Origin of the sequence: Gordonia sp. (in: high G+C Gram-positive bacteria), from assembly GCF_047602025.1 — a bacterium.
In the GTDB taxonomy this organism is placed as follows: domain Bacteria; phylum Actinomycetota; class Actinomycetes; order Mycobacteriales; family Mycobacteriaceae; genus Gordonia.
The window spans coordinates 173,796-193,626 of sequence record NZ_JASGII010000001.1 but is presented as its reverse complement, the minus strand read 5'-3'; the positions used below and the strand labels follow the sequence as shown (position 1 = coordinate 193,626).

The 19,831-nt window shown below is 68.9% G+C and carries 21 protein-coding genes and 3 tRNA genes; 9 read left to right on the top strand and 15 right to left on the bottom strand.

Annotated elements, in window-relative coordinates; all coding sequences use genetic code 11:
- Positions 1-16: 16 nt before the first annotated feature.
- The 4 genes from nuoL to QM728_RS00875 are packed head-to-tail and all read left to right on the top strand — an operon-like array spanning position 17 to position 6,384.
- The gene (gene nuoL / locus QM728_RS00890; protein ID WP_415032810.1) at positions 17-1,894 is read left to right on the top strand and encodes an NADH-quinone oxidoreductase subunit L; all 1,878 of its coding nucleotides are present in this window, start codon (positions 17-19) and stop codon (positions 1,892-1,894) included.
- Positions 1,891-3,516 (top strand): NADH-quinone oxidoreductase subunit M, encoded by a 1,626-nt coding sequence (locus QM728_RS00885; RefSeq protein ID WP_415030171.1) that lies wholly within the window; start codon positions 1,891-1,893, stop codon positions 3,514-3,516. The genes nuoL and QM728_RS00885 overlap by 4 nt, the downstream gene beginning before the upstream one ends.
- Complete coding sequence (nuoN, locus tag QM728_RS00880; RefSeq protein WP_415030170.1) at positions 3,513-5,324, top strand: NADH-quinone oxidoreductase subunit NuoN; 1,812 nt, start codon at positions 3,513-3,515, stop codon at positions 5,322-5,324. Before QM728_RS00885 ends, nuoN begins: the two co-directional genes overlap by 4 nt.
- Before the next feature lie 43 nt (positions 5,325-5,367).
- A complete protein-coding gene (locus QM728_RS00875) occupies positions 5,368-6,384 on the top strand; it encodes a zinc-dependent alcohol dehydrogenase family protein (protein WP_415030169.1) in 1,017 nt (338 codons plus the stop codon).
- A gap of 62 nt (positions 6,385-6,446) precedes the next feature.
- Here QM728_RS00875 and QM728_RS00870 read toward each other — a convergent pair.
- The 4 genes from QM728_RS00870 to QM728_RS00855 form a co-directional block, all read right to left on the bottom strand.
- Positions 6,447-6,534, bottom strand: a tRNA-Ser gene (locus QM728_RS00870).
- Between the two features lie 96 nt (positions 6,535-6,630).
- Positions 6,631-6,846: a hypothetical protein gene (locus QM728_RS00865; protein ID WP_415030168.1), complete on the bottom strand. Its 216-nt coding sequence runs from the start codon at positions 6,844-6,846 to the stop codon at positions 6,631-6,633.
- A 91-nt stretch (positions 6,847-6,937) separates the two neighbouring features.
- Positions 6,938-7,402, bottom strand: coding sequence for a nucleoside deaminase (locus tag QM728_RS00860; RefSeq protein WP_415030167.1), 465 nt, complete (start codon positions 7,400-7,402; stop codon positions 6,938-6,940).
- 4 nt (positions 7,403-7,406) lie between these two features.
- Complete coding sequence (locus QM728_RS00855; RefSeq protein ID WP_415030166.1) at positions 7,407-7,925, bottom strand: tRNA adenosine deaminase-associated protein; 519 nt, start codon at positions 7,923-7,925, stop codon at positions 7,407-7,409.
- Positions 7,926-7,993: 68 nt separating this feature from the next.
- On the opposite strand from QM728_RS00855, the gene QM728_RS00850 reads away from it, so the two are divergent.
- Complete coding sequence (locus QM728_RS00850) at positions 7,994-8,947, top strand: prephenate dehydrogenase (RefSeq protein WP_415030165.1); 954 nt, start codon at positions 7,994-7,996, stop codon at positions 8,945-8,947.
- A gap of 61 nt (positions 8,948-9,008) precedes the next feature.
- Here QM728_RS00850 and aqpZ read toward each other — a convergent pair whose 3' ends face one another.
- The gene (gene aqpZ / locus QM728_RS00845; protein ID WP_415030164.1) at positions 9,009-9,758 is read right to left on the bottom strand and encodes an aquaporin Z; all 750 of its coding nucleotides are present in this window, start codon (positions 9,756-9,758) and stop codon (positions 9,009-9,011) included.
- Positions 9,759-9,847: 89 nt separating this feature from the next.
- A complete protein-coding gene (locus QM728_RS00840; protein ID WP_415030163.1) occupies positions 9,848-12,112 on the bottom strand; it encodes a glycoside hydrolase family 3 C-terminal domain-containing protein in 2,265 nt (754 codons plus the stop codon).
- A 156-nt stretch (positions 12,113-12,268) separates the two neighbouring features.
- Here QM728_RS00840 and QM728_RS00835 point away from each other — a divergent pair, with 156 nt between their 5' ends.
- Both QM728_RS00835 and QM728_RS00830 read left to right on the top strand, forming a co-directional pair.
- Complete coding sequence (locus QM728_RS00835) at positions 12,269-12,949, top strand: GAP family protein (RefSeq protein ID WP_415030162.1); 681 nt, start codon at positions 12,269-12,271, stop codon at positions 12,947-12,949.
- 45 nt (positions 12,950-12,994) lie between these two features.
- Entirely contained in the window at positions 12,995-13,666 is a 672-nt protein-coding gene (locus QM728_RS00830) for a GAP family protein (RefSeq protein WP_415030161.1), read from the top strand.
- 16 nt (positions 13,667-13,682) lie between these two features.
- Here the strand turns inward: QM728_RS00830 and QM728_RS00825 are convergent, their stop codons facing one another.
- Positions 13,683-14,123 carry an ester cyclase gene (locus QM728_RS00825; protein WP_415030160.1) on the bottom strand — a complete coding sequence of 147 codons (441 nt, stop codon included), beginning with the start codon at positions 14,121-14,123 and terminating at the stop codon, positions 13,683-13,685.
- Positions 14,124-14,191: 68 nt separating this feature from the next.
- Between QM728_RS00825 and QM728_RS00820 the strand changes: the two genes are divergently transcribed.
- Positions 14,192-14,827 carry a TetR family transcriptional regulator gene (locus tag QM728_RS00820; protein WP_415030159.1) on the top strand — a complete coding sequence of 212 codons (636 nt, stop codon included), beginning with the start codon at positions 14,192-14,194 and terminating at the stop codon, positions 14,825-14,827.
- A 10-nt stretch (positions 14,828-14,837) separates the two neighbouring features.
- Here the strand turns inward: QM728_RS00820 and QM728_RS00815 are convergent, their stop codons facing one another.
- From QM728_RS00815 to QM728_RS00785, 7 genes are all read right to left on the bottom strand, one after another.
- Positions 14,838-15,104, bottom strand: coding sequence for a heavy-metal-associated domain-containing protein (locus QM728_RS00815; RefSeq protein WP_415030158.1), 267 nt, complete (start codon positions 15,102-15,104; stop codon positions 14,838-14,840).
- 227 nt (positions 15,105-15,331) lie between these two features.
- Positions 15,332-15,619, bottom strand: a complete 288-nt coding sequence (locus QM728_RS00810; protein ID WP_415030157.1) for a hypothetical protein — start codon at positions 15,617-15,619, stop codon at positions 15,332-15,334.
- Between the two features lie 188 nt (positions 15,620-15,807).
- A complete protein-coding gene (locus QM728_RS00805; RefSeq protein WP_415030156.1) occupies positions 15,808-16,257 on the bottom strand; it encodes a DUF5946 family protein in 450 nt (149 codons plus the stop codon).
- Positions 16,254-16,538, bottom strand: a complete 285-nt coding sequence (locus QM728_RS00800; RefSeq protein WP_415030155.1) for a DUF4287 domain-containing protein — start codon at positions 16,536-16,538, stop codon at positions 16,254-16,256. The genes QM728_RS00805 and QM728_RS00800 overlap by 4 nt, the downstream gene beginning before the upstream one ends.
- A 46-nt stretch (positions 16,539-16,584) precedes the next feature.
- The gene (locus QM728_RS00795; protein WP_415030154.1) at positions 16,585-17,289 is read right to left on the bottom strand and encodes a helix-turn-helix domain-containing protein; all 705 of its coding nucleotides are present in this window, start codon (positions 17,287-17,289) and stop codon (positions 16,585-16,587) included.
- Between the two features lie 80 nt (positions 17,290-17,369).
- A tRNA-Arg gene (locus tag QM728_RS00790) sits at positions 17,370-17,442 on the bottom strand.
- 36 nt (positions 17,443-17,478) lie between these two features.
- Positions 17,479-17,570, bottom strand: a tRNA-Ser gene (locus tag QM728_RS00785).
- A gap of 90 nt (positions 17,571-17,660) precedes the next feature.
- On the opposite strand from QM728_RS00785, the gene hisC reads away from it, so the two are divergent.
- Positions 17,661-18,725 carry a histidinol-phosphate transaminase gene (gene hisC, locus QM728_RS00780; RefSeq protein ID WP_415030153.1) on the top strand — a complete coding sequence of 355 codons (1,065 nt, stop codon included), beginning with the start codon at positions 17,661-17,663 and terminating at the stop codon, positions 18,723-18,725.
- A gap of 25 nt (positions 18,726-18,750) precedes the next feature.
- Here the strand turns inward: hisC and QM728_RS00775 are convergent, their stop codons facing one another.
- The gene (locus QM728_RS00775; protein WP_415030152.1) at positions 18,751-19,728 is read right to left on the bottom strand and encodes an alpha/beta hydrolase; all 978 of its coding nucleotides are present in this window, start codon (positions 19,726-19,728) and stop codon (positions 18,751-18,753) included.
- Positions 19,729-19,831: the final 103 nt, after the last annotated feature.

Here is a 19,831-nt window from a genome sequence, read left to right as displayed (position 1 = left end):
CAACACCTCGATCCAGATGCTGCCGCTGGTGCCGGCGCTGCCCGCGGCGGGCGCCGCGGTCACGCTGCTGCTCGGCCGGCGCAGCGACCGGTGGGGCCACCTGCTGTCGACCGCCCTGGTCGGGCTGTCCTTCGTCGTGTCGGCGACGCTGTGGCTGCGGATGCTCCGGCGCGACGAGGAGGATCGCTCGATCAGCAAGGTCCTCTATTCGTGGATCCCGGTCGACAAGCTGCACGTGAACTTCGGGCTGTATCTGGACCAGTTGTCGATCTGCTTAATCCTGCTGATCACCGGCGTCGGCTTCCTGATCCACGTGTATTCGATCGGGTACATGGCCGACGACCCGGATCGGCGCCGCTTCTTCGCCTACCTCAACCTGTTCGTCGCGGCGATGCTCATCCTCGTCCTCGCCGACAACTACGTGCTGATGTACGCCGGCTGGGAGGGCGTCGGCCTGGCGTCGTACCTGCTGATCGGGTTCTGGCAGCACAAACCGTCGGCGGCGACCGCGGCCAAGAAGGCCTTCGTCGTGAACCGGGTCGGTGACATGGGCTTCGTCATCGCGCTGATGATCATCTTCGCCAACGTCGGGTCGTTCCAGATCTCCGCGGTGCTGCCGTGGTCGGAGAGCGCGGCGAAGGCCGGTGCGTCGACGCCCACCGCGCTGGGCCTGATGCTGCTGCTGGCGGCGTGCGCGAAGTCGGCGCAGGTGCCGCTGCAGTCGTGGCTGGGCGACGCCATGGAGGGCCCGACGCCCGTCTCCGCCCTGATCCACGCGGCGACGATGGTGACCGCCGGCGTCTACCTGATCGTGCGCTCCGGGCCGATCTTCGAGAACGCGCCGGCGGCGCAGACCGCGGTGTTGGTGGTCGGGGCGGTCACGGTGTTGTTCGGTGCGATCATCGGCTGTGCCAAGGACGACATCAAGAAGGCGCTCGCCGCGTCGACGATGAGCCAGATCGGCTACATGATCCTGGCGGCGGGGCTGGGACCGGCGGGCTACGTGTTCGCCATCGCCCACCTGCTGGCGCACGGCTTCTTCAAGGCGGGGCTGTTCCTGGGCTCCGGCTCGATCATGCACGCGATGAACGACGAGACGGACATGCGGCGGTACGGCGGGCTGCGCACCGCGCTGCCCATCACCTTCGGCACCTTCGCCCTCGGCTACCTGGCGATCATCGGGATCCCGCCGCTGGCCGGCTTCTTCACCAAGGACCACATCATCGAGGCCGCCTTCGGCGCCGGCGGGGTCCGCGGACCGATCCTCGGCGCCGTCTGCGTCCTCGGTGCGGGCCTCACGGCCTTCTACATGACCCGCGTGATGCTGCTGACGTTTTTCGGCGAGCCCCGCTGGGCCGACGGGGCCCACCCGCATGAGGCACCGCGGTCGATGACCGTTCCGATGATCATCCTGGCCTTCGGGTCGGTCGCCTCGGGTGCGCTGCTCATCGTCGGCGGTCGGTTGTCGAACTGGCTGGAGGGGGTCACCCGGGTCGAGCACCACGAGCTGCCGGTGCCCGCCTGGCTGATCAGCCTCGGCGTGCTGGCCGTCGTCGCGGCGGGTGTCGCGCTGGCCTGGTACCGCTATCGGGCGTCGGTGCCGGTGACCGCACCCGAGGGCTCCGTGCTGACCCGCGCGGCCCGGGCGGATCTGTACGGCGACCGCTTCAACGAGGCGGTGCTGATGGTGCCCGGCCAGTACCTGGCCAAGGCGCTGCGCGTCGTCGAGGACCGCGGGTTCACCGGCGCCGAGCGGGGCGTCGCCGTGGGCGTGGGCGGGGGCTCCCAGGTGCTGCGCCGCGCGCAGAACGGCTACGTCCGGTCGTATGCGCTGACGATTCTGACCGGCGCGGTCATCGTCGCCGCGGTCGTGCTGGGGGTGGCGCTGCTATGACCTCGATCCCCTGGCTGAGTGTGCTGTGGCTGCTGCCCGCCGTCGGCGCCATCGGCATCGCCCTCATCCGTACCGGCGACACCCGGCGCCACTGGCCGCACTGGGCCGGCTTCGCCGTCGCGACGGTGACGTTCGTCTGGTCGATGGCCATGTCGTTGGCCTACGACGGCGAGACGGGCACCCGGTTCGAGCTCACCGAGTCGCATCGGTGGATCCCGGCGATCGGCGCCCGCTACGACCTCGGCCTGGACGGCATCGGATTGATGCTGGTCGGTCTGACCACCGGCCTGGTGCCGCTGCTGTTGCTCGCGTCGTGGTTCACCGGTCGAGCGAAGCGAGGGGAATCCGGCGACGAGACCGACCCGAGCATCTACGTCGCGCTGACGCTGGCCGTCGAGGCGATGGTGCTGCTCAGCTTCGTCGCCACCGACCTGCTGCTGTTCTACCTGGTCTTCGAGGCCATGCTCATCCCGATGTACTTCCTCATCGGCGGCTGGGGGGAGGCCGACAAGGCCCAGCGCGCGAAGGCGGCGCTGAAGTTCCTTCTCTACAACCTGTTCGGCGGTTTGATCATGCTCGCCGGGCTCATCGGGCTGTGGGCGCTGACGGCGCGGGCGAACCTCGGCGACGGGCGCGGCAGCTTCGCCCTGGGCGAGATCACCAAGGCCGTCGCCGACGGCCGGGTGGACGTCGGCGGCACCGCCGGCCTGGCGATCTGCGGCGCGTTCCTGTTCGCGTTCGCGGTCAAGGCGCCGGTGTGGCCGCTGCACGCATGGCTGCCCGACGCCGCCGTCGCCGGCACCCCGTCGACGGGCGTGCTGATGATGGCGGTGATGGACAAGGTCGGGACGTTCGCCATGATGCGGTTCGTCGTCGAGCTGTTCGGCGACCGGGCGGCGACGTTCGCGCCCTGGATGTGCGGGCTCGCCGTCGTCAGCATCGTCTACGGCCTGATCCTGGCCATCGCGCAGACCGACATCATGCGGCTGATCGCGTACACGTCGATCTCGCACTTCGGATTCATCGTGCTCGGCATCTTCGCGTTGAACCAACAGTCGCAGTCCGGTGCCGCGCTCTACATGGTGAACCACGGCGTTTCGACCGCCGCCCTGTTCCTCGTCGCCGGCTTCCTGGTCAGTCGGCGCGGCAGCAGCCTGATCGCCGACTTCGGCGGGGTTCAGAAGGTGGCGCCGGTGCTGTCGGCCTGCTTCCTCGTGGCGGGTCTGGCCACACTCTCGCTGCCCGGGCTGGCGCCGTTCGTCTCCGAGTTCCTGGTGATGGTCGGCAGCTTCACCCGCTACCCCGCGGCGGCCGTCGTCGCGACCGTCGCGCTCGTCGGGTCGGCCGTCTACATCCTGTGGACCTACCAGCGGATGTTCGGCGGACCGACGGCCACCGGATCGGCCAAGATCACTGACCTAGATTGGCGCGAGCGCCTGGTCCTTTTCCCGCTCATCGGCGCGCTGGTGCTGTTGGGCTTCTGGCCGGCCCCCGACCTCGACCCGGTGGTGCCCGCCGTCGACCACACCCTCAACCCGGTGAAGTCGGTGTCGGCGCCGCCGGCGATCCGGCACATGGCGCCGGGGCCGGTCCTCCCACCGCCGCCCGGAGGTGAGCGATGAACACCGCCGCCATGGTCGCGCCCAGCATCGACTACCGCGCACTGTCGCCCATGCTCATCGTCTTCGGCACCGCGGTGCTGGCCGTTCTCGCCGACGCCTTTGTCCACGCGAAGTGGCGGTCGGGCACGCAGCTCGGGCTGTCCCTGCTCGGCCTGCTCGGCGCGCTGGGCGCCATCGTCGCGCTCGGGGTGACGGGCAGCGACACCACGACGATGAGCGGTGCCGTCGTCCTCGACGGCCCGGCGTTGTTCGCCCAGGGGACCATCGTCGCCATCGCGATCCTGACGGTCCTCATCTGCGGCGAGACGCGGCTGGACAACGTGTGGGCGCCGGTGGCGGTGGCCGCCGAAGTCCCGGTCGCGGCGAGCGGCTCCGACGCCGACCTGATCGCCGACCCCTTCACCCCGGCGGCCGCCACGGTCCCCGGATCGGAGGGCGAGCTGGTCGCCGGGCGGTCCGGCGCGCGCACCACCGAGATCTATCCGCTGGCCCTGTTCGCGACCGGCGGCATGATGCTCTTCGGGGCCGCCGGCGACCTGCTGACCATGTTCATCGCCCTCGAGGTGTTCTCGCTGCCGCTCTACATCCTGTGCGGCGTGGCCCGCCGTCGTCGGCTGCTGTCCCAGGAGGCGGCCCTCAAGTACTTCCTGCTGGGCGCGTTTGCGTCGGCGTTCTTCCTCTTCGGGGCGTCGTTCATCTACGGTGCGACCGGCACCCTGGGACTCGGCGACGCCGGGAAGGTGATCGCCGGTGCCGCCGATTCCACGCTCGCGCTGATCGGACTGGCGCTGCTGGCCGTCGGGCTGTTGTTCAAGATCGGCGCCGTGCCGTTCGGTTCGTGGGTGCCCGACGTCTACCAGGGCGCGCCGACGCCGGTGACCGCGTTCATGGCGTCGGCGACGAAGGTCGCGGCGTTCGTGGCGCTGGCCCGCGTCTTCTACACGACCTTCCCGTCGCTGGCCGACCAGTGGCGTCCGGCGCTGTGGGTGGTGGCCATCGCGACAATGGTGATCGCGACGGTCATGGCGGTGAGCCAGGACGACATCAAGCGCATGTTCGCCTACTCGTCGATGGTGCACGCCGGGTTCATCCTGCTGGGGGTGATCGCCCTCAGCGACGCCGGGTTGTCGGCGGTGCTGTTCTACCTCGCGACCTACGCGTTCTCCGCGTTCGGCGGCTTCGCGCTGCTGTCGGTGGTGCGCGACGGGGCCGGGCGCGAGGCCACCGACTTCGCGTCGTGGGCGGGGATCGGCCGCCGCCGCCCCCTCGTCGGGGCACTGTTCGCGCTGTTCCTGTTGGCGTTCGCCGGCATCCCGCTGACCACCGGCTTCATCGCCAAGTTCGTGGTCTTCGGCGCCGCCGGGAAGTCGGGGGCGTGGGCGCTGGTGATCGTCGGCGTCCTGGCCAGCGCGGTGGCGGCCTACTTCTACCTGCGGGTGATCGTCGCGATGTTCTTCACCGAGCCCGACGACGACGCGCCCGAGGTCCACGTCCGCCAGCCCAGTCTGGCGACGACGCTGCCCATCGCCCTGTGTGCGCTGGTCACCCTCGGCTTCGGCATCGCCCCGCAGCCGCTGTTGAACCTGGCCGACATCGCAGCTCCCTTCCGCGCCGCCCCGGTCCTCTCGCCGACCGTGCCCAAGAACCCGCCGAGCGTGCCCACACCTGCGCCGAGCGTGCCCAGAAGCTCGCCGACCGTGCCCGCGCCCCCGCCACCACCACCACCACCGCCGACCGAACCCGAGTACGCACCGGTCGAGCCCGAATACCCGCCGGCCGATCCCGGCTACGTGCCGGAGCAGTACTGACGCGCCTGCACCCGGTATGCGGGGGCGGGCATATCGTGGAGTCATGCGCGGAACGATGATCTACGGCCCCGGCGACGTCCGATCGGAAACGATCCCCGACCCGGTCATCGTCGACCCGACCGACGCCATCATCGAGACGTCGGCGACCTGCGTCTGCGGGTCGGACCTCTGGTACTACCGCGGCGACAACGAGGTCGACAAGCCGTGGGCGATCGGGCACGAGTACGTCGGCATCGTCCGCGAGGTCGGCTCGGCCGTCACGACGGTCAAGCCCGGCCAATTCGTCATCGGGTCCTTCTTCGCGTCGGACAACACCTGCCCGCACTGCCTCTACGGCTACCAGTCCGGCTGCGAGCAGGCCGAGCCGGTGACCGGTTGCCAATCCGAGGCGATCCGGATCCCACTCGCCGACGGCACGCTGGTGGCCGCTCCGGACACCCCAGCCGACGACATGCTCCCCGACCTCCTGACGCTGTCCGACGTGATGGGCACCGGCTGGTACGCGGCCCGCGCGGCCGGCGTCATGCCCGGCCACACGGCGGTCGTCGTCGGCGACGGCGCGGTGGGGCTCTCGGCCGTCCTCGCCGCCAAGGAGCAGGGCGCCGACCGGATCATCGTGCTCTCCCGCCACGCCGACCGGCAGGCCGTCGCCACCGAGTTCGGTGCCACCGACATCGTCGCCGAGCGCGGCGAGGAAGCGGTTGCCCGCGTCCGCGAACTGACCGGCGGGATCGGCGCCGACAGCATCGCCGAGTGTGTCGGCACCGACGAGGCGATGCGCACCGCTCTCGGCGTGGCCCGCCAGGGCGGCGGCGTCGGCTTCGTCGGCCTGCCGCACGGCGTGAAGCTGTCGGCGGGCAAGCTGTTCAACACCCACGTCCGCATCCAGGGCGGTGGCGCACCCGTGCGCGACTACCTGCCCGACCTGATCGCCCGCGTCTACGACGGGGACTTCCACCCGGGCAAGGTCTTCGACCTCAAGCTCCCCCTCGCCGACGTCGCCGAGGGCTATCGGGCGATGGATGAGCGTCGGGCGATCAAGGCGTTCCTGACGCCGTAGTCGGCGGGCCGAAGAGACAGAAGACCCCCGGCATGAGCGGATGCCGGGGGTCGTTCATTCTGCGGTGGCGGGGGGATTCGAACCCCCGGTACGGGGTTACCGCACACAGCATTTCGAGTGCTGCACCTTCGGCCGCTCGGACACGCCACCGCGAAAAACAGTACCGCAGGTGCCCGCCGACGCTAAATCAGCAGGTCACCCGCGGTACCGGGGTGCGACGCCAGAGCGTCGCGAAAAGGCTGGCGACTACTTGTCGCCGCCGGTCAGCTTGTCCTTGAGCTCGCCAAGCTTCTCCTTGGCGCCCTCGACGACGTCGTTGACCTTCTCGTTGCTGGCCAGGTCGCTCAGCTTCTCCTTGGCGCTGTCCACGACCTCGCTGACCTTCTCGTTGTTGGCCAGATCGCTGACCTTCTCCTTGGCCGCGTTGACGGCCTCGGTGACCTTGTCACTTGCATCAGACATGGGGTGCTCCTTCAAGTCGCGGAATGTCTTGACCAGCCCAATCTGCCACGTCTGCGGGTCCGCGTCCACGTTTCGCAGCGAGTTCCAAGGATCACCGCTCACGGTGATCGGAAAAGAAGCCGGTGAGCAGGGCCGCACAGTCGTCGGCGAGCACTCCGCCGCGCACCTGCGGGCGGTGCGTCAGGCGCGGATCGCGGAGCACGTCCCACAGGGATCCGACGGCACCGGTCTTGGGCTCCCACGCCCCGAACACGACCTTCTCGATGCGGGCGAGGCCGATGGCTCCGGCGCACATCGTGCAGGGTTCGACGGTCACCGCGAGCGTGCATCCGCTCAACCGCCAACCGTCGCCGTGGTTCTTCGCGGCCTCCCGCAGCGCCAGGACTTCGGCGTGGGCGCAGGGATCGCCGTCCGCCTCTCGACGGTTGCCCGCCCGTGCGAGTTCGACGCCGTCGGGGTCGACGATGACGGCGCCGATCGGTACGTCGTCGGGGCCCGATTCGCCGGCCGCCGCGATCGCCCGTCGGATCAGCTGCTCGTCTTCGCGGGCGGTCATCGACCTAGTGGCCCAGCGAGTCGAGGACCTTGCTCAGCTCGTCGGCAAAGCCCATCCGCGCGGCGATCATGCCGATCTGCTCGTCGGCGTAGAGATCGGTGTCGCCGACGATCACGCTCATCACGGCGTCCGGCAGGCCGAGATCGGCGAGCAGCCCGGGGTCGCCCTCCTCCCACGGCTCGACGTCATCGAGCTCGTCGGAGTCGTAGTCCGGGATGTCGACGTCGAGGGCTTCGAGGACGTCGGCGGCGACGTCGTAATCGATCGCCGCGGTGGCGTCGGAGACGAGCAGCTGGGCGCCGCCGGGCGCCGGGCGCACGACGATGAAGAACTCGTCGTCGACGTCGAGGAGGCCGAAAACCGCTCCCGCGGCGCGCATCTCGCGCAGCTGGCGCTCGGCGTCGTCGAGGTTGGTGAGGGCGGAACGGTCGAGCGCGGTGACCTTCCAGACGGTCTCCTCGCGGACGACGGCGACGGCGAACCCCTCGGGTTCGACGTCGTTGTCAGTCGCGCTCGCAGCCATGCTCGCCACCGTAGTCGCACCGGCCATGCTTCCCCAAGTCATTCCGCGCAATGTGACACGCTGGAGTCGTGACTGCATCCGCGCGTCCCCCGGTCTGCGTCGTGGGGCTCGGCCTCATCGGCGGGTCGGTGCTGCGCGCGGCGGCCCGCGCCGGGCGGTCGGGCTTCGGCTACAACCGGTCCGACGAGGGTGCGGCCGCGGCCCGGACGGACGGCTTCGACGCCGATACCGACCTCGAAGCGGTGCTGCGCCGCGCCGCCGGCGAAGAGGCGCTGATCGTGCTCGGCACGCCGGCCAACACCCTCGACGAGCTGCTCCCGACGATCGCGCGCCTCGCCCCCGACTGCGTGCTGACCGACGTTGTCAGCGTGAAGGAGCCCGTTGCCGACGCCGTCGCACGACTGCATCCGACGGCCCGCTACGTCGGCGGGCACCCGATGGCCGGCACCAGTGAGTCCGGGTGGTCCGCCACCGACGCGGCCCTCTTCGACGGCGCCATGTGGATGCTCACCACCGAGGACGACACCGATTCGCGGGCCTGGCTCACCGTCGCCGACTTGGCCCTCGACTGCGGCGCACAGGTCGTGCCGGCGTCGAACGACGCCCACGACCGGGCCGTCGCCGCGATCTCCCACCTGCCGCACCTGACCGCGGCCGCGACCGCTGCGGTCGGCGCCGGGGAGAGCGGATTGGCCCTGCGCCTGGCGGCCGGGAGCTTCCGCGACGGCACCCGCGTCGCCGGTACCGCGCCCGCGTTGCAGCGGGCCATGCTCGAGGCCAACCGCATCGCCCTGCTGAACACCCTCAGCGAAACGATCGACCGGTTGACCGCGGCGCGCGCCGAGCTGCGCGACAAGGGGTCGGTCGAGGTCGTCGTCGACGACGGGCATCGGGCCCGCCTCGCCTACGAGGAGATGGCGTCGACGCCCGCGCCGTCGATCACCGGCGTCGCACCGGGCGACGACGGCTGGGCCGCCGAGCTGCGTCGCCAGGCGCACCTGGGCCACACCTGGCAGCGTTAGCCCCCAAACAGCAACGAACCCGGCACCGCGATGGTGCCGGGTTCGTGCGTAATTGGCTCGCCTACTTGGTGGTGGTGAGCTTCAGCTTGCCGTTCTCGAACACCAGCGGGTAGAGCACGCCGCCGATGGCCGCACCGAGGAGCGGGGCGAGCCAGAACAGCCACAGCTGTCCGGGTGCGCCGGCGCCGTTGAAGAACGCGACGCCGGTGGAGCGGGCCGGGTTCACCGAGGTGTTGCTGATCGGGATCGAGATGAGGTGGATCAGCGTCAGCGACAGGCCGATGGCCAGCGGCGCGAAGCCCTTGGGCGCGCGCTTGTCGGTGGCACCGAGGATCACCATGATGAAGAAGGCGGTCAGGATGACCTCGACGAGGAGCACCGAGCCGACGCCGTACTTGCCCGGCGAGTGCTCGCCGAAGCCGTTGGCCGCCATGTTGCCCTCGGCGACGAAGCCCGGCTTGCCCTTGGCGATGACGAACAGGGCGAGACCGGCGAGCAGACCGCCGACGACCTGGGCGCCCCAGTAGAGCGGCAGCTCGCGAGCCGGGAGTCGACCGCCGACCACGGCACCGAGGGTGACGGCCGGGTTGAAGTGGCCGCCGGAGATGTGGCCGACGGCGTAGGCCATCGTCACCACGGTCAGACCAAAGGCGAGCGCGACGCCGAGGAAGCCGATACCCAGGTTCCCGTTCGGGCCGGCGAGGAAGGCCGCCGCGAAGATGGCCGAACCACAGCCACCGAACACGAGCCAGAAGGTGCCGAAGAGCTCGGCGAGCCCCTTCGCGACCTGGTTGTCGTCATTGTCAGACACGGAAAGATCCCTTCGTACGGAATTTGACCAGGTCACCCTAACGCGCCGGGGATGGCGACACCGGTTTAACGCGGCAAACCCGAATATTGCTACTTCGCCGCAGCGTTGGCCTGATCGATCATCTGCTGGATCTGTTCGGTGCTGATCGCGCCGTCGGACAGCTTCGAAGCGCGCCCGATCGGGGTCGGGCCCAGCATGTCCGTCAGGTTCGCGCCGATTGACTTGCCGGAGTCGCCGCCGCCCATCTTCGCCGTCAGCTTGTCGATCAGCGGCCCGAAGACCTTGGCGCCCGCCGGATCGGCCAGCGCCTCTTCGACCGACGTGTCCAGGGTGATGGGCAGTCGGGGAGCCTGGTCGGCGGTGACGTCGACGGTGCCGGTGAGGCGCAGATCGCGGCTCGAGGCGCCCACGGCCACCGTGTAGGTGCCGCCCTCCACCAGATACTGGTGGTGGCGGATGTCCCAGTAGGCGAGGTCGTCGCGGTCGATGGTGATGGTGACCGGCACCGTCGCACCCTTGGCGACGGCGACCTTGGCGAAGCCCTTCAGCTCGCGCACGGGCCGGGTCACCGCGGAATCGTTCACCGACACGTACGCCTGGACGACGTCGAGACCGTCACGGTCCCCGGTGTTGGTGACGCTCAGGCTCACCTCGATGCCGCCGGAGCTCTCCGACACCTTCAGATCGGAGTACTCGAAGGTCGTGTACGAGAGGCCGTGGCCGAACGGGAAGGCCACCGCCATGTCACGGGCGTCGTACCAGCGATACCCGACGAACAGGCCCTCGCCGTAGGTGACATGGCTGAGCTCACCCGGGAAGTTCGTGTACGCCGGGGAGTCCTGCAGCCGCAACGGCACCGTCTCGGCGAGACGGCCCGACGCGTCGACGTCGCCGAACAGGACGTCGGCCATCGCGGTGCCCACGGCCTGGCCTAGCAACGCGGCATCAAGCAGTGCGGGCGCCTCGATGACGGTCAGGTCGACGACGCCGCCGTGACAGGTCATCACGACGGTGTTCGGGTTTGCCTCAAGCACGCGCTTGGCCAGGTCCACCTGGTCGGCCGGCAGGTCGATGTTCTTGCGGTCGAAACCCTCCGACTCCTGGCTGTCGCCGAGACCGATGACCAGCAGGACGGTGCCGGCCTTCTTCGCGGCGGCGACGGCGGCGTCGGCGGCCTTCTTGTCCTCCTTCTCGGTCGAGTACCCGACCTCGAAGGTGACCTTGCCACTGACGCGCGCGGTGATGGCGTCGAGCGGGTTGTCGACCTGGGTGGGGAACACGTGCGACGACCCGCCGCCCTGGTAGCGCGGCGTCTTCGCGAGCTCGCCGATCACCAGCAGGTCGGCCGCCGGATCGAGCGGCAGCAGCGGATTGCCGCCGGCGGGAGCGTCGTTGCGCAGGAGGACGAGCGCCTGCGCGGCCGCCTCGCGGGCGATGGCGTGGTGGGCGTCTTTGTCGAAGGTCGCGTTCTTGTCGGGCTCACCGGCCTTCTCGACGAGGTCGAGCACGCGCTGCGCGGACGTGGCCAGCGCCTCGGGATCGACTTTCCCGGTCTTGACGGCCGCGACGAGCTCGGCGTCGTCCTCCTTGCCGGGGAACGGCATCGTGAGGTCGGTGCCGGCGGTGATGGCAGCGAGGCGATCGGCGATAGCGCCCCAGTCGCTGACCACGAGGCCCTGGAAGCCCCAGTCGGCGCGGAGGACATCGGTGAGCAGCCACCGATCGGCGAACGTGTGGACACCGTTGATGCGGTTGTAGGAGCACATCACGGTCCACGGCTGCGCGTTCTTCACGACGTGGCGGAACGCGCGCAGGTAGATCTCCTGCAGGGTGCGCTCATCGACGTCGGAGGAGATCCGCATGCGGTCGGTCTCCTGGTTGTTCGCGGCGAAGTGCTTGAGCGAGGCGCCGACCTTCTTCGCCTGCACACCGTTGACCCACGGGGTGGCCAAGTGTGCGGTCAGCAGCGGGTCTTCGGAGAAGAACTCGAAGTTGCGGCCGCCGAGCAGCGATCGCTTGATGTTGATGCCGGGGCCGAGGACGACGGCAACCTGCGCGGCACGGGCCTCCTCGCCGTAGGCACCGGCGATCTTGCCGGCAAGGTCCGGGTTCCAGGTCTGTGCCAGCCCGACGGCCGGCGGGAAGCAGGTGGCCGGGTCCGACTGGGAGATGCCGAACGCGTCGGCCGCGCCCTCCTGCTTGCGAAGTCCGTTGGGCCCGTCGCTCAGCAGGATCGACGGTGCGCCGCCTTCGGCGGCGGTGACCCAGTAGCCGCCGCCACTGGTGAGCTTGGCTTGCTGCTCAACGGTCAGATCTTTGGTGCTGGTCTTGGCCATGGTGGGAGGGCTCCTCATCGGGTGACGGTCATCTCAGACGGTAGCGACTCGCGACGGACTCTGCCCGACTCCGCAGCCAACTGACAGCGTTCAGGCCCGCGGCGCGTCGGGGAATCCGGTCCAGCGCAGCAGCGGCGTCCGGACGGTGCCGCGAAACGTTGCTACGGTGCCCCCATGTGGCAAACCCTCGGCGCGCTTCTGCCCATTGCAGCGGCGATAGCGATTAGCCCAGCAATGATTATCGCCGTCATCCTGCTGATGCTCGGCGACGGCGGGCGGGTCAAAGCCGGGTTCTTCGTCCTCGGCTGCCTCCTCGGGACCATGGCGGTGACCGGAGTCTTCGTGTTCTTCGCCGCCGGGGCGACGCCCAAGACGGACGACGGCGGGCCGCACATCGTGTCCTCGACGATCAAGGTCGTGCTCGGTGCGGCACTGCTGTGGTTGGCCGTCCACACCTGGCGCACCCGGCCGAGGTCCGAAGCCGATTTCAAGACGCCGGGCTGGGTCGCGAAGATCGAGGGAGCGTCGCTCGCGCTGGCGTTCGGCATCCCCTTTCTCCTCCAGTTCCTGCCGAGCAAGTCGACTCCGCTCGTGATGACCGCAGGTGTGCACATCGGCGACCTGGTTCGCGATAGCTCGATCGCAGAAGGGGTCGTGGCACTGGTCGTCTTCGCCACCCTGGCGCAGATGATCATCCTGTCCGTCTGGCTCGCCGATGTGCTGTTTCCCAAGCGCATGGCCAAGCCGCTCGGCCGCCTGGACAAGGTGTTGGTCCGGCACAATGCCATCATCGTGACCACGATGCTGGTGATCATGGCTGCGGTCATCATCGGCAGTGGAATCGCTGGATTCTGATCTGCATCAGCCGCCCGGCTGTGACATCGAAAGGACCCAAAGCCCATGGACCCCGCCGTCATCGGAGAAGTGCTGCCCCTGGGGGTGGCCGTCGCCATCGCCCCGGTGCCCATCATCGGCGCCATCCTGTTCCTCCTGTCCAAGAATCCGCGCCTCGCCGGCCCCATGTACCTGCTCGGCTGGACGGTCGGCATCCTGGGACTGGTCGTGCCCGCCGCGCTGCTCAGTTCCAGACTCCCGCACGACCAGCAGGCGAACGGACCGGGCCTGGTGTCCAAGCTGATGCCGCTGGCGATGGGCCTGATCTTCGCCTTCTTCGCGTTCCAGTCGTGGCGGTCGGTCAAGATGGCCGGCGCCGAGACGAAGGAGCCCAAGTGGATGACGGCGATCACGCAGATGTCGCCCGGCAAAGCACTTCTCGTCGGCTTCGCCGTGGGCTTCCTCAACATCAAGGGCGGCATCCTCGACATCCGCGCCGGGTTCACCGTCGCCGGTCACCCGGGCTCCGTCCAGGCGTCGGCGATCGCCGTGTTCACCCTGATCGGCATCTCGACGGTCGCGATTCCGGTGATCACCTACCTGATCGTCGGGCACCGGCTCGACGACACGCTCGAATCCATGCACCGCTGGCTGGCCAAGCACGGCACCGCGTGTGTCGCGACGCTGATGACGCTGCTCGCCGCGCAGAGTTTCGCGAAGGTGCTCGAACTGCTCTGAGACGCGGGCCGACCGTTCACCCGAGAGCGGCCGGATCCGGCGCTGGGATGACGCCCATCTGAATCATCGCGCCGACTTCGTCGCGCACCCCCCAATGCTCGGCGAGGCGGGTGCCCTCGGTGCGATAGATGTGGATGGTCGACATGGAGTAGTCGTGTCCGACGGCGTCGGGGCCGTGGATGTCGGCCACTCCCGAGCCGTGGGCGACGGCCCGCAGCACGATCCGGTCGTCGGTGGTGATCGTGTCGGCGATGTCATAGCGCAGCCCGAGGACGCGGGAGACCCACGTGAGGATGCGCGTGTAGCCGGCCGGGCCGGGCGGCAGCGGGAACGGTGATCCGTGGTCGATGAAGTCGTCGGTGACGCAGTCTCCAACGGCGGCGAGGTCGCCCGAGTTGATGGCGTCGAAGACGGCGTGTGCTGCGGGAAGCGCCGAGTTGGGCATGACATGCTCCATTCACGAGAATTTGCATGGAATCTACTTCTACTAGAATTAGATTCTAGTGAACTGGCGGAGGGTGGGCAATGGCCAAACGGGACTACGACAACTCGCGGCGCGCGGAGTCGGCACGCGAGACCCGGGCCCGCATCATCGCCGCCGCTTATGAGCTATTGCTGTCCGACGGATACGCCAAGACGACCGTGGCCGGACTCGCCGCGGCCGCCGGGGTCAGCCCCCAAACGGTCTACAACTCGATCGGCGGCAAGGCCGAGGTCGTCAAGGCCGTCTACGACGTCACGCTCGCCGGCGACGACGACCCGACGCCGATGAGCGAACGGCCGCAGTTCCTTGCGATGCGCGACAGTGTGAACGCCGGCGCCTTCATGCGCGCGTACGCCGGGGTGTGCCGAATGATCTACGAACACGTCGGACCACTCTTGGGTGTTCTGCTCCACGGTGGCGCCGGCGACGACGCCGTGCTGCACGACTTCCTCGCCACCATTGACGCCGAACGTCGCACCGGAAGCGGTCATGCTCTCGACGCCCTGGCGGCCACGCACGGAATTCCCGCGCCGCCGGGACGCGACCGGCTGCACGACATCGTCTGGACACTGACCGCCCCCGAGGTCGCCGACCGCCTGATCCGCCGCTGCGGGTGGTCGCCCGACGACTACGAACGGTGGCTCGGCGACCAGCTGGCCGCTGCGGTCGGGGGTTGAACCGCGGTCGTCAGCTGCAGCCGCAGGAGCCGCCGCAGCAACCGCCACCGGTGGCGCCGCTCGGCATGCCGGCGGACACCAACTTGTAGCCGGCGTCTTCGACGGCAGCCGCGACCTCAGACGGTGCCACCGGCTCCTCCGAGGTCACGATCATGCGCCCGGACTTGGCTTCGGCCTGCACATCTTGCACGCCGCCGATCGAGCCGACCTCTTCCTGCACGGACTTCTCGCAGTGCCCGCAGGTCATTCCGTCGACCTGGTACTCGGTAACCGTCATCTCGATCTGTCTCCTTCGGATCCGCACGTATGCGTGTCACCGGATGAAACCCAGGACACCTGCAGGCTATTCCACCGCGACTCGCTGTTCTGCGACGGTCGCGCAGAGGCGCCGACCGGGACGAGAAGAACCCGCCCCAACGAGTGCGTCAGGACGGGTTCCTTTGGATACGCCAAGACGACCGTGGCCGGACTCGCCGCGGCCGCCGGGGTCAGCCCCCAAACGGTCTACAACTCGATCGCGGCAAGGCCGAGGTCGTCAAGGCCGTCTACGACGTCACGCTCGCCGGCGACGACGACCCGACGCCGATGAGCGAACGGCCGCAGTTCCTTGCGATGCGCGACAGTGTGAACGCCGGCGCCTTCATGCGCGCGTACGCCGGGGTGTGCCGAATGATCTACGAACACGTCGGACCACTCTTGGGTGTTCTGCTCCACGGTGGCGCCGGCGACGACGCCGTGCTGCACGACTTCCTCGCCACCATTGACGCCGAACGTCGCACCGGAAGCGGTCATGCTCTCGACGCCCTGGCGGCCACGCACGGAATTCCCGCGCCGCCGGGCCGCGACCGGCTGCACGACATCGTCTGGACACTGACCGCCCCCGAGGTCGCCGACCGCCTGATCCGCCGCTGCGGGTGGTCGCCCGACGACTACGAACGGTGGCTCGGCGACCAGCTGGCCCCGCGGTCGGGTTGTAAGGGTCACTCGTCTCGCTCGACGACAACGGATCGGATCCAATCGTCGATCCGCAGCGCGTAGTCGGCGGCGGGGAAGGTTCCGTCGACGCTGAGGTCTTCGATGGTGACGGCTCCCCGCTTCCTCCGGTCCGGGGCGGGCGGTGCCCCCGACGGGTCGAAGGCGTTGCGACGGTTCGCCGCCACCCGGCTGCGCTCCAGCGCGTGCACCGCCGGAAGACCACCCTCACGGTACGCCCGAGCTAGTTCCCACTGGCCGGCCGCGGCCCTGGCGGAGCCCGATGACGGGTGTTGCAAGAAGTAGCAGGCGACATGCAGGCCGTGAAAGGACGCCCACGGTTGGCGCTGCTCGTGGTCGAGGGCCATCAGTTGATGGAACAGATCAAGGCACGTCCCGTAGCGACCACTCGCCCCGCAATCGGCACACGGTCGCGTGGTCGTCGGAACGTCCTTCATTCCCGGTTTGCGATCCCATCCAACCGCAGCTCGGCGTCGGGATCGTTGTGAGTGCCACCACTGCCGACGTGCTTGGCGGGTGCGACCGGACCATTCCGCAGCACTCCGACGATCGCCATGGCGTGGCCGCGACCGACGTCGTATTCGTCGGCCAACCACCCGACGATCTCACCGGCTTTGGTGTCGGCGTCGTAGCCGCGGGCCTTGGCCTCGTCGAGGATCTGCTGGGGGGTCCGGCCGGTCTTGCGTTCCACCGCATCCAGGTACGCCTGATAGGACATCTGTTCTCACTTTCGCCGTGTTCTCCGGTTGACGCTACGGATCGGGTCAGTCGGCTGTCTTGTATAGAAGCGACAGCTGGTGATTGCCATTCCGGATGGACGAGGGCGTCAACCCGATGAACCGTTGGAGCGACTTGGTGAGGTGTGCCTGATCGTAGTAGCCGGTTTCGTCGACGACGTCCGCGATGGAAGCCCCGTCGCGCAGAAGAATCGTCGCCGCGCGGGCACGGTCCACCTGCCGGAACTGCCCTCGGCTCAGCCCCGTCACCCGACGGAACGTTCGCTCCACGGTGCGTCGGGACAAATCTGCGTCCCGGCGCGCGGCTCCGGCGGCGCCCGCGATGTCGTCGCCGATCAGGAAACCCTGCCGCGCCAACCGCGAGACCATCGTTTCGGCGTTCTCCATCGTCAGCTCCCGAGTCCAGGTGCCGCCGAAGCAGATCGCACCATCCGCCGCGACCGGAAGTGGCGAGTCGGCAAGGTTCATCAACGCCGCCACCGGAAGGTTCCGAAACCGCACTCCCGGCGCCAACCGAATACCGAACCAGCGGCCGACCGGACACTCCACCCAGGTCGGCGATGTCTCCGGGCCGCGAAGCCCCGCCGTCCGCTGCCCGGCCACCTCGGAGACCACGATCTCGCATCGGCCGTTCGCAATCGACAAGAACGGCGCCTGTTCGGCGGAAGAACTGGTCCACACACGTTCGATGAACGATGAATCCGAAGCCCTACCGGTGAAGTCGATCGCCATAGGCAGACGCTACCCGCCGCGCCCCAGGCGGTCGAGAAGAAGAACCCGCCCCGACGATGCGTCGGGGCGGGTTCCTTATGTGCGCCCGTAGGGATTCGAACCCCAAACCTTCTGATCCGTAGTCAGATGCTCTATCCGTTGAGCTACGGGCGCGAGCCTTGTTCAATTGTGCCGCACGCGTGGTGCGGGTGGCGGAGGCGAGAGGATTTGAACCTCCGGTCCGGTGTTGGCCGGACAACTCATTAGCAGTGAGTCCCATTCGGCCGCTCTGGCACGCCTCCTGGTGCGGGGAGTCCTTTCGAACTGCCGAACACGTAGGTTACACACCACGGGCGACCCGCCGCAAACCACTAGACCGATACCCTGGCACGGTGACCGTGCGCCTGCGCCCCGACCTCGACGACCTGCCCGTCTACGTCCCCGGCAAGACCCATCCGGGGGCGATCAAGCTCGCCAGCAACGAGGTCACCTTCGGCCCGCTGCCCAGCGTTGCGGCCGCCATCGCCGACGCCGCGTCGAGCGTGAACCGCTACCCCGACAACGCGATGGTCGACCTCACCGACGCCCTCGCCAAGAAGCTCGGGGTGACCAGTCAGGAGATCCAGGTCGGCTGCGGGTCGGTGACGCTGTGCCAGAACCTCATCACCATCACCTGTCGACCCGGCGACGAGGTGCTGTTCGGGTGGCGCTCCTTCGAGACCTACCCGCTCGCGACGCGCATCGCGGGCGCTGTTCCCGTGCAGATCCCGCTCGACGACGAGCTCGCCTATGACCTGCCGGCGATGGCCGAGGCGATCACCGACCGCACGCGCCTGGTCTTCGTCTGCAACCCGAACAACCCGACGGGGACGGTCGTGTGCCGCGACGACCTGGTGGCCTTCCTGCGGGCGGTCCCGACCGACGTCGTCGTGGCGCTCGACGAGGCGTACTTCGAGTACATGCGGCTGGGGAAGTCGCAGGCGTATGACGCGCTCGAGCTGCGTCGGGAGTTCCCGAACCTGGTCATCCTGCGGACCTTCTCCAAGGCGTACGGCCTCGCCGGGCTGCGCGTCGGGTATGCGGTCGCCAACCCGCAGATCATCACCGCGCTCGGCAAGGTGCACATCCCGTTCTCGATCAACTCCGTCGCCCAGGCCGCGGCCATCGCGTGCCTGCGGGCCGACGACGAACTGCTCGCCCGCACCGACGCCGTCGTGACCGAGCGCGTGCGCGTCACCGCGGCGCTGCGAACCCTCGGTTACCGGGTTCCCGAGTCGCAGGCGAACTTCGTGTGGATCGACCTCGGCGACGATGCGCTGCCGTTCGCCCGGGCGAGCGCGGATGCCGGTGTCGTGATCCGCCCGTTCGACGGTGACGGGGTGCGGGTGACGGTCACCGAGTCGGCCGAGAACGACAAGTTCCTGGACTTCGCGAGCAGCTGGGCACGCTCGGCGTAGATCTGGGCACGCTCGGCGGAGGGCGCTACAGCCCGCGCGACACCGTCGCCCACGCGGCGGGAAGATCGGCCCGCCAGTAGGGCCAGCTGTGGGTGCCGATCAGGCGGAAGCCGTCGGTGTACGGAATCCCCGCGCCGCGCAGCTGCATCGCGAAGCCGAGCGAGCAGCGGTAGGCGCCCAACTCCAGGGCCGAACCCGACGCGTTCACGGCCTCCTTGGGCATGTCCTCGCCCGTGCGCGGTGCCAGGTCCATCGGACCGATCGCGCCGGATCCCGCCGACAGGTAGAGGTTCTTGCCGCGCAGCGCGCCCAGCTTGTTGGCCGGGTCGTGCGACTGCCACGCCTTCGAGCCGAACGGGCCCCACATGTTGTCGGCGTCGCCGCCCGACTTGGCGACCGTCGTGCGGACGTACCCCTGGTTGACCGGGTTGGACACCGGCGGGCAGCCCGACAGCGACGCGGCGCCGGTGTAGAGGTCCGGGTGCCGCGCGAGGAGCGAGTAGGCCGCCTGACCGCCCATCGACAGCCCGATGAGGGTGTTGCGGCCGTTGCCGTTGAACTGCGAGTTGACCAGTGCCGGCAGCTCCGCGGTCAGGAACGTCTCCCACTGCGGCTTGCCGAGCTTGCGGTCGCGCTTGCGCCAGTTGGTGTAGAACGTGCCGGCACCGCCCATCGGCAGCACGACATTGACGTTCTTGCCGGCGAAGAACTGGCCGGCCTTGCCCTTGGTGATCCAGTCGCTGGTGCCCTTGGACGCGCCGGCGCCGTCGAGCATGTAGACCGTCGGGCGGGGTCCGCCGCTGCGCGGGGTCAACACGGTCACCCGCATCGGCCGCCCCATCGACGGCGACTGCACGACGATGTCGGTCCGCAGCGGGCTCAGTTTGAACGTCTTGGCAATGCGCGCTCGGGGCGAGGCGTCAGCGTTCGCGGGCAGCGTCTGACCCACTGTGGCGGCGACGGCCACAGCCAGGAAAGCGGTGCTCGATCTGCGGTAACGCATGATTCCTCGGTCCGGAGAGAATGGATTGCTTTGTTACTCAAGAGTACGGACGGGCCGAGTAGACCTAAAGGCCGCGAGGCTAATTCTCAGCAAATGTGTGGCT

Excerpts from the sequence above, each read along its gene's own strand:
- nuoL (WP_415032810.1), top strand. The coding sequence starts at position 17 with ATGCTGCCGCTGGTGCCGGCGCTGCCCGCGGCGGGCGCCGCGGTCACG.
- QM728_RS00885 (WP_415030171.1), top strand. The coding sequence starts at position 1,891 with ATGACCTCGATCCCCTGGCTGAGTGTGCTGTGGCTGCTGCCCGCCGTC.
- nuoN (WP_415030170.1), top strand. The coding sequence starts at position 3,513 with ATGAACACCGCCGCCATGGTCGCGCCCAGCATCGACTACCGCGCACTG.
- QM728_RS00875 (WP_415030169.1), top strand. The coding sequence starts at position 5,368 with ATGCGCGGAACGATGATCTACGGCCCCGGCGACGTCCGATCGGAAACG.
- QM728_RS00865 (WP_415030168.1), bottom strand. The coding sequence starts at position 6,846 with ATGTCTGATGCAAGTGACAAGGTCACCGAGGCCGTCAACGCGGCCAAG.
- QM728_RS00860 (WP_415030167.1), bottom strand. The coding sequence starts at position 7,402 with ATGACCGCCCGCGAAGACGAGCAGCTGATCCGACGGGCGATCGCGGCG.
- QM728_RS00855 (WP_415030166.1), bottom strand. The coding sequence starts at position 7,925 with ATGGCTGCGAGCGCGACTGACAACGACGTCGAACCCGAGGGGTTCGCC.
- QM728_RS00840 (WP_415030163.1), bottom strand. The coding sequence starts at position 12,112 with ATGAGGAGCCCTCCCACCATGGCCAAGACCAGCACCAAAGATCTGACC.
- QM728_RS00835 (WP_415030162.1), top strand. The coding sequence starts at position 12,269 with ATGTGGCAAACCCTCGGCGCGCTTCTGCCCATTGCAGCGGCGATAGCG.
- QM728_RS00830 (WP_415030161.1), top strand. The coding sequence starts at position 12,995 with ATGGACCCCGCCGTCATCGGAGAAGTGCTGCCCCTGGGGGTGGCCGTC.
- QM728_RS00825 (WP_415030160.1), bottom strand. The coding sequence starts at position 14,123 with ATGGAGCATGTCATGCCCAACTCGGCGCTTCCCGCAGCACACGCCGTC.
- QM728_RS00820 (WP_415030159.1), top strand. The coding sequence starts at position 14,192 with ATGGCCAAACGGGACTACGACAACTCGCGGCGCGCGGAGTCGGCACGC.
- QM728_RS00815 (WP_415030158.1), bottom strand. The coding sequence starts at position 15,104 with ATGACGGTTACCGAGTACCAGGTCGACGGAATGACCTGCGGGCACTGC.
- QM728_RS00810 (WP_415030157.1), bottom strand. The coding sequence starts at position 15,619 with ATGACCGCTTCCGGTGCGACGTTCGGCGTCAATGGTGGCGAGGAAGTC.
- QM728_RS00805 (WP_415030156.1), bottom strand. The coding sequence starts at position 16,257 with ATGAAGGACGTTCCGACGACCACGCGACCGTGTGCCGATTGCGGGGCG.
- QM728_RS00800 (WP_415030155.1), bottom strand. The coding sequence starts at position 16,538 with ATGTCCTATCAGGCGTACCTGGATGCGGTGGAACGCAAGACCGGCCGG.
- QM728_RS00795 (WP_415030154.1), bottom strand. The coding sequence starts at position 17,289 with ATGGCGATCGACTTCACCGGTAGGGCTTCGGATTCATCGTTCATCGAA.
- QM728_RS00775 (WP_415030152.1), bottom strand. The coding sequence starts at position 19,728 with ATGCGTTACCGCAGATCGAGCACCGCTTTCCTGGCTGTGGCCGTCGCC.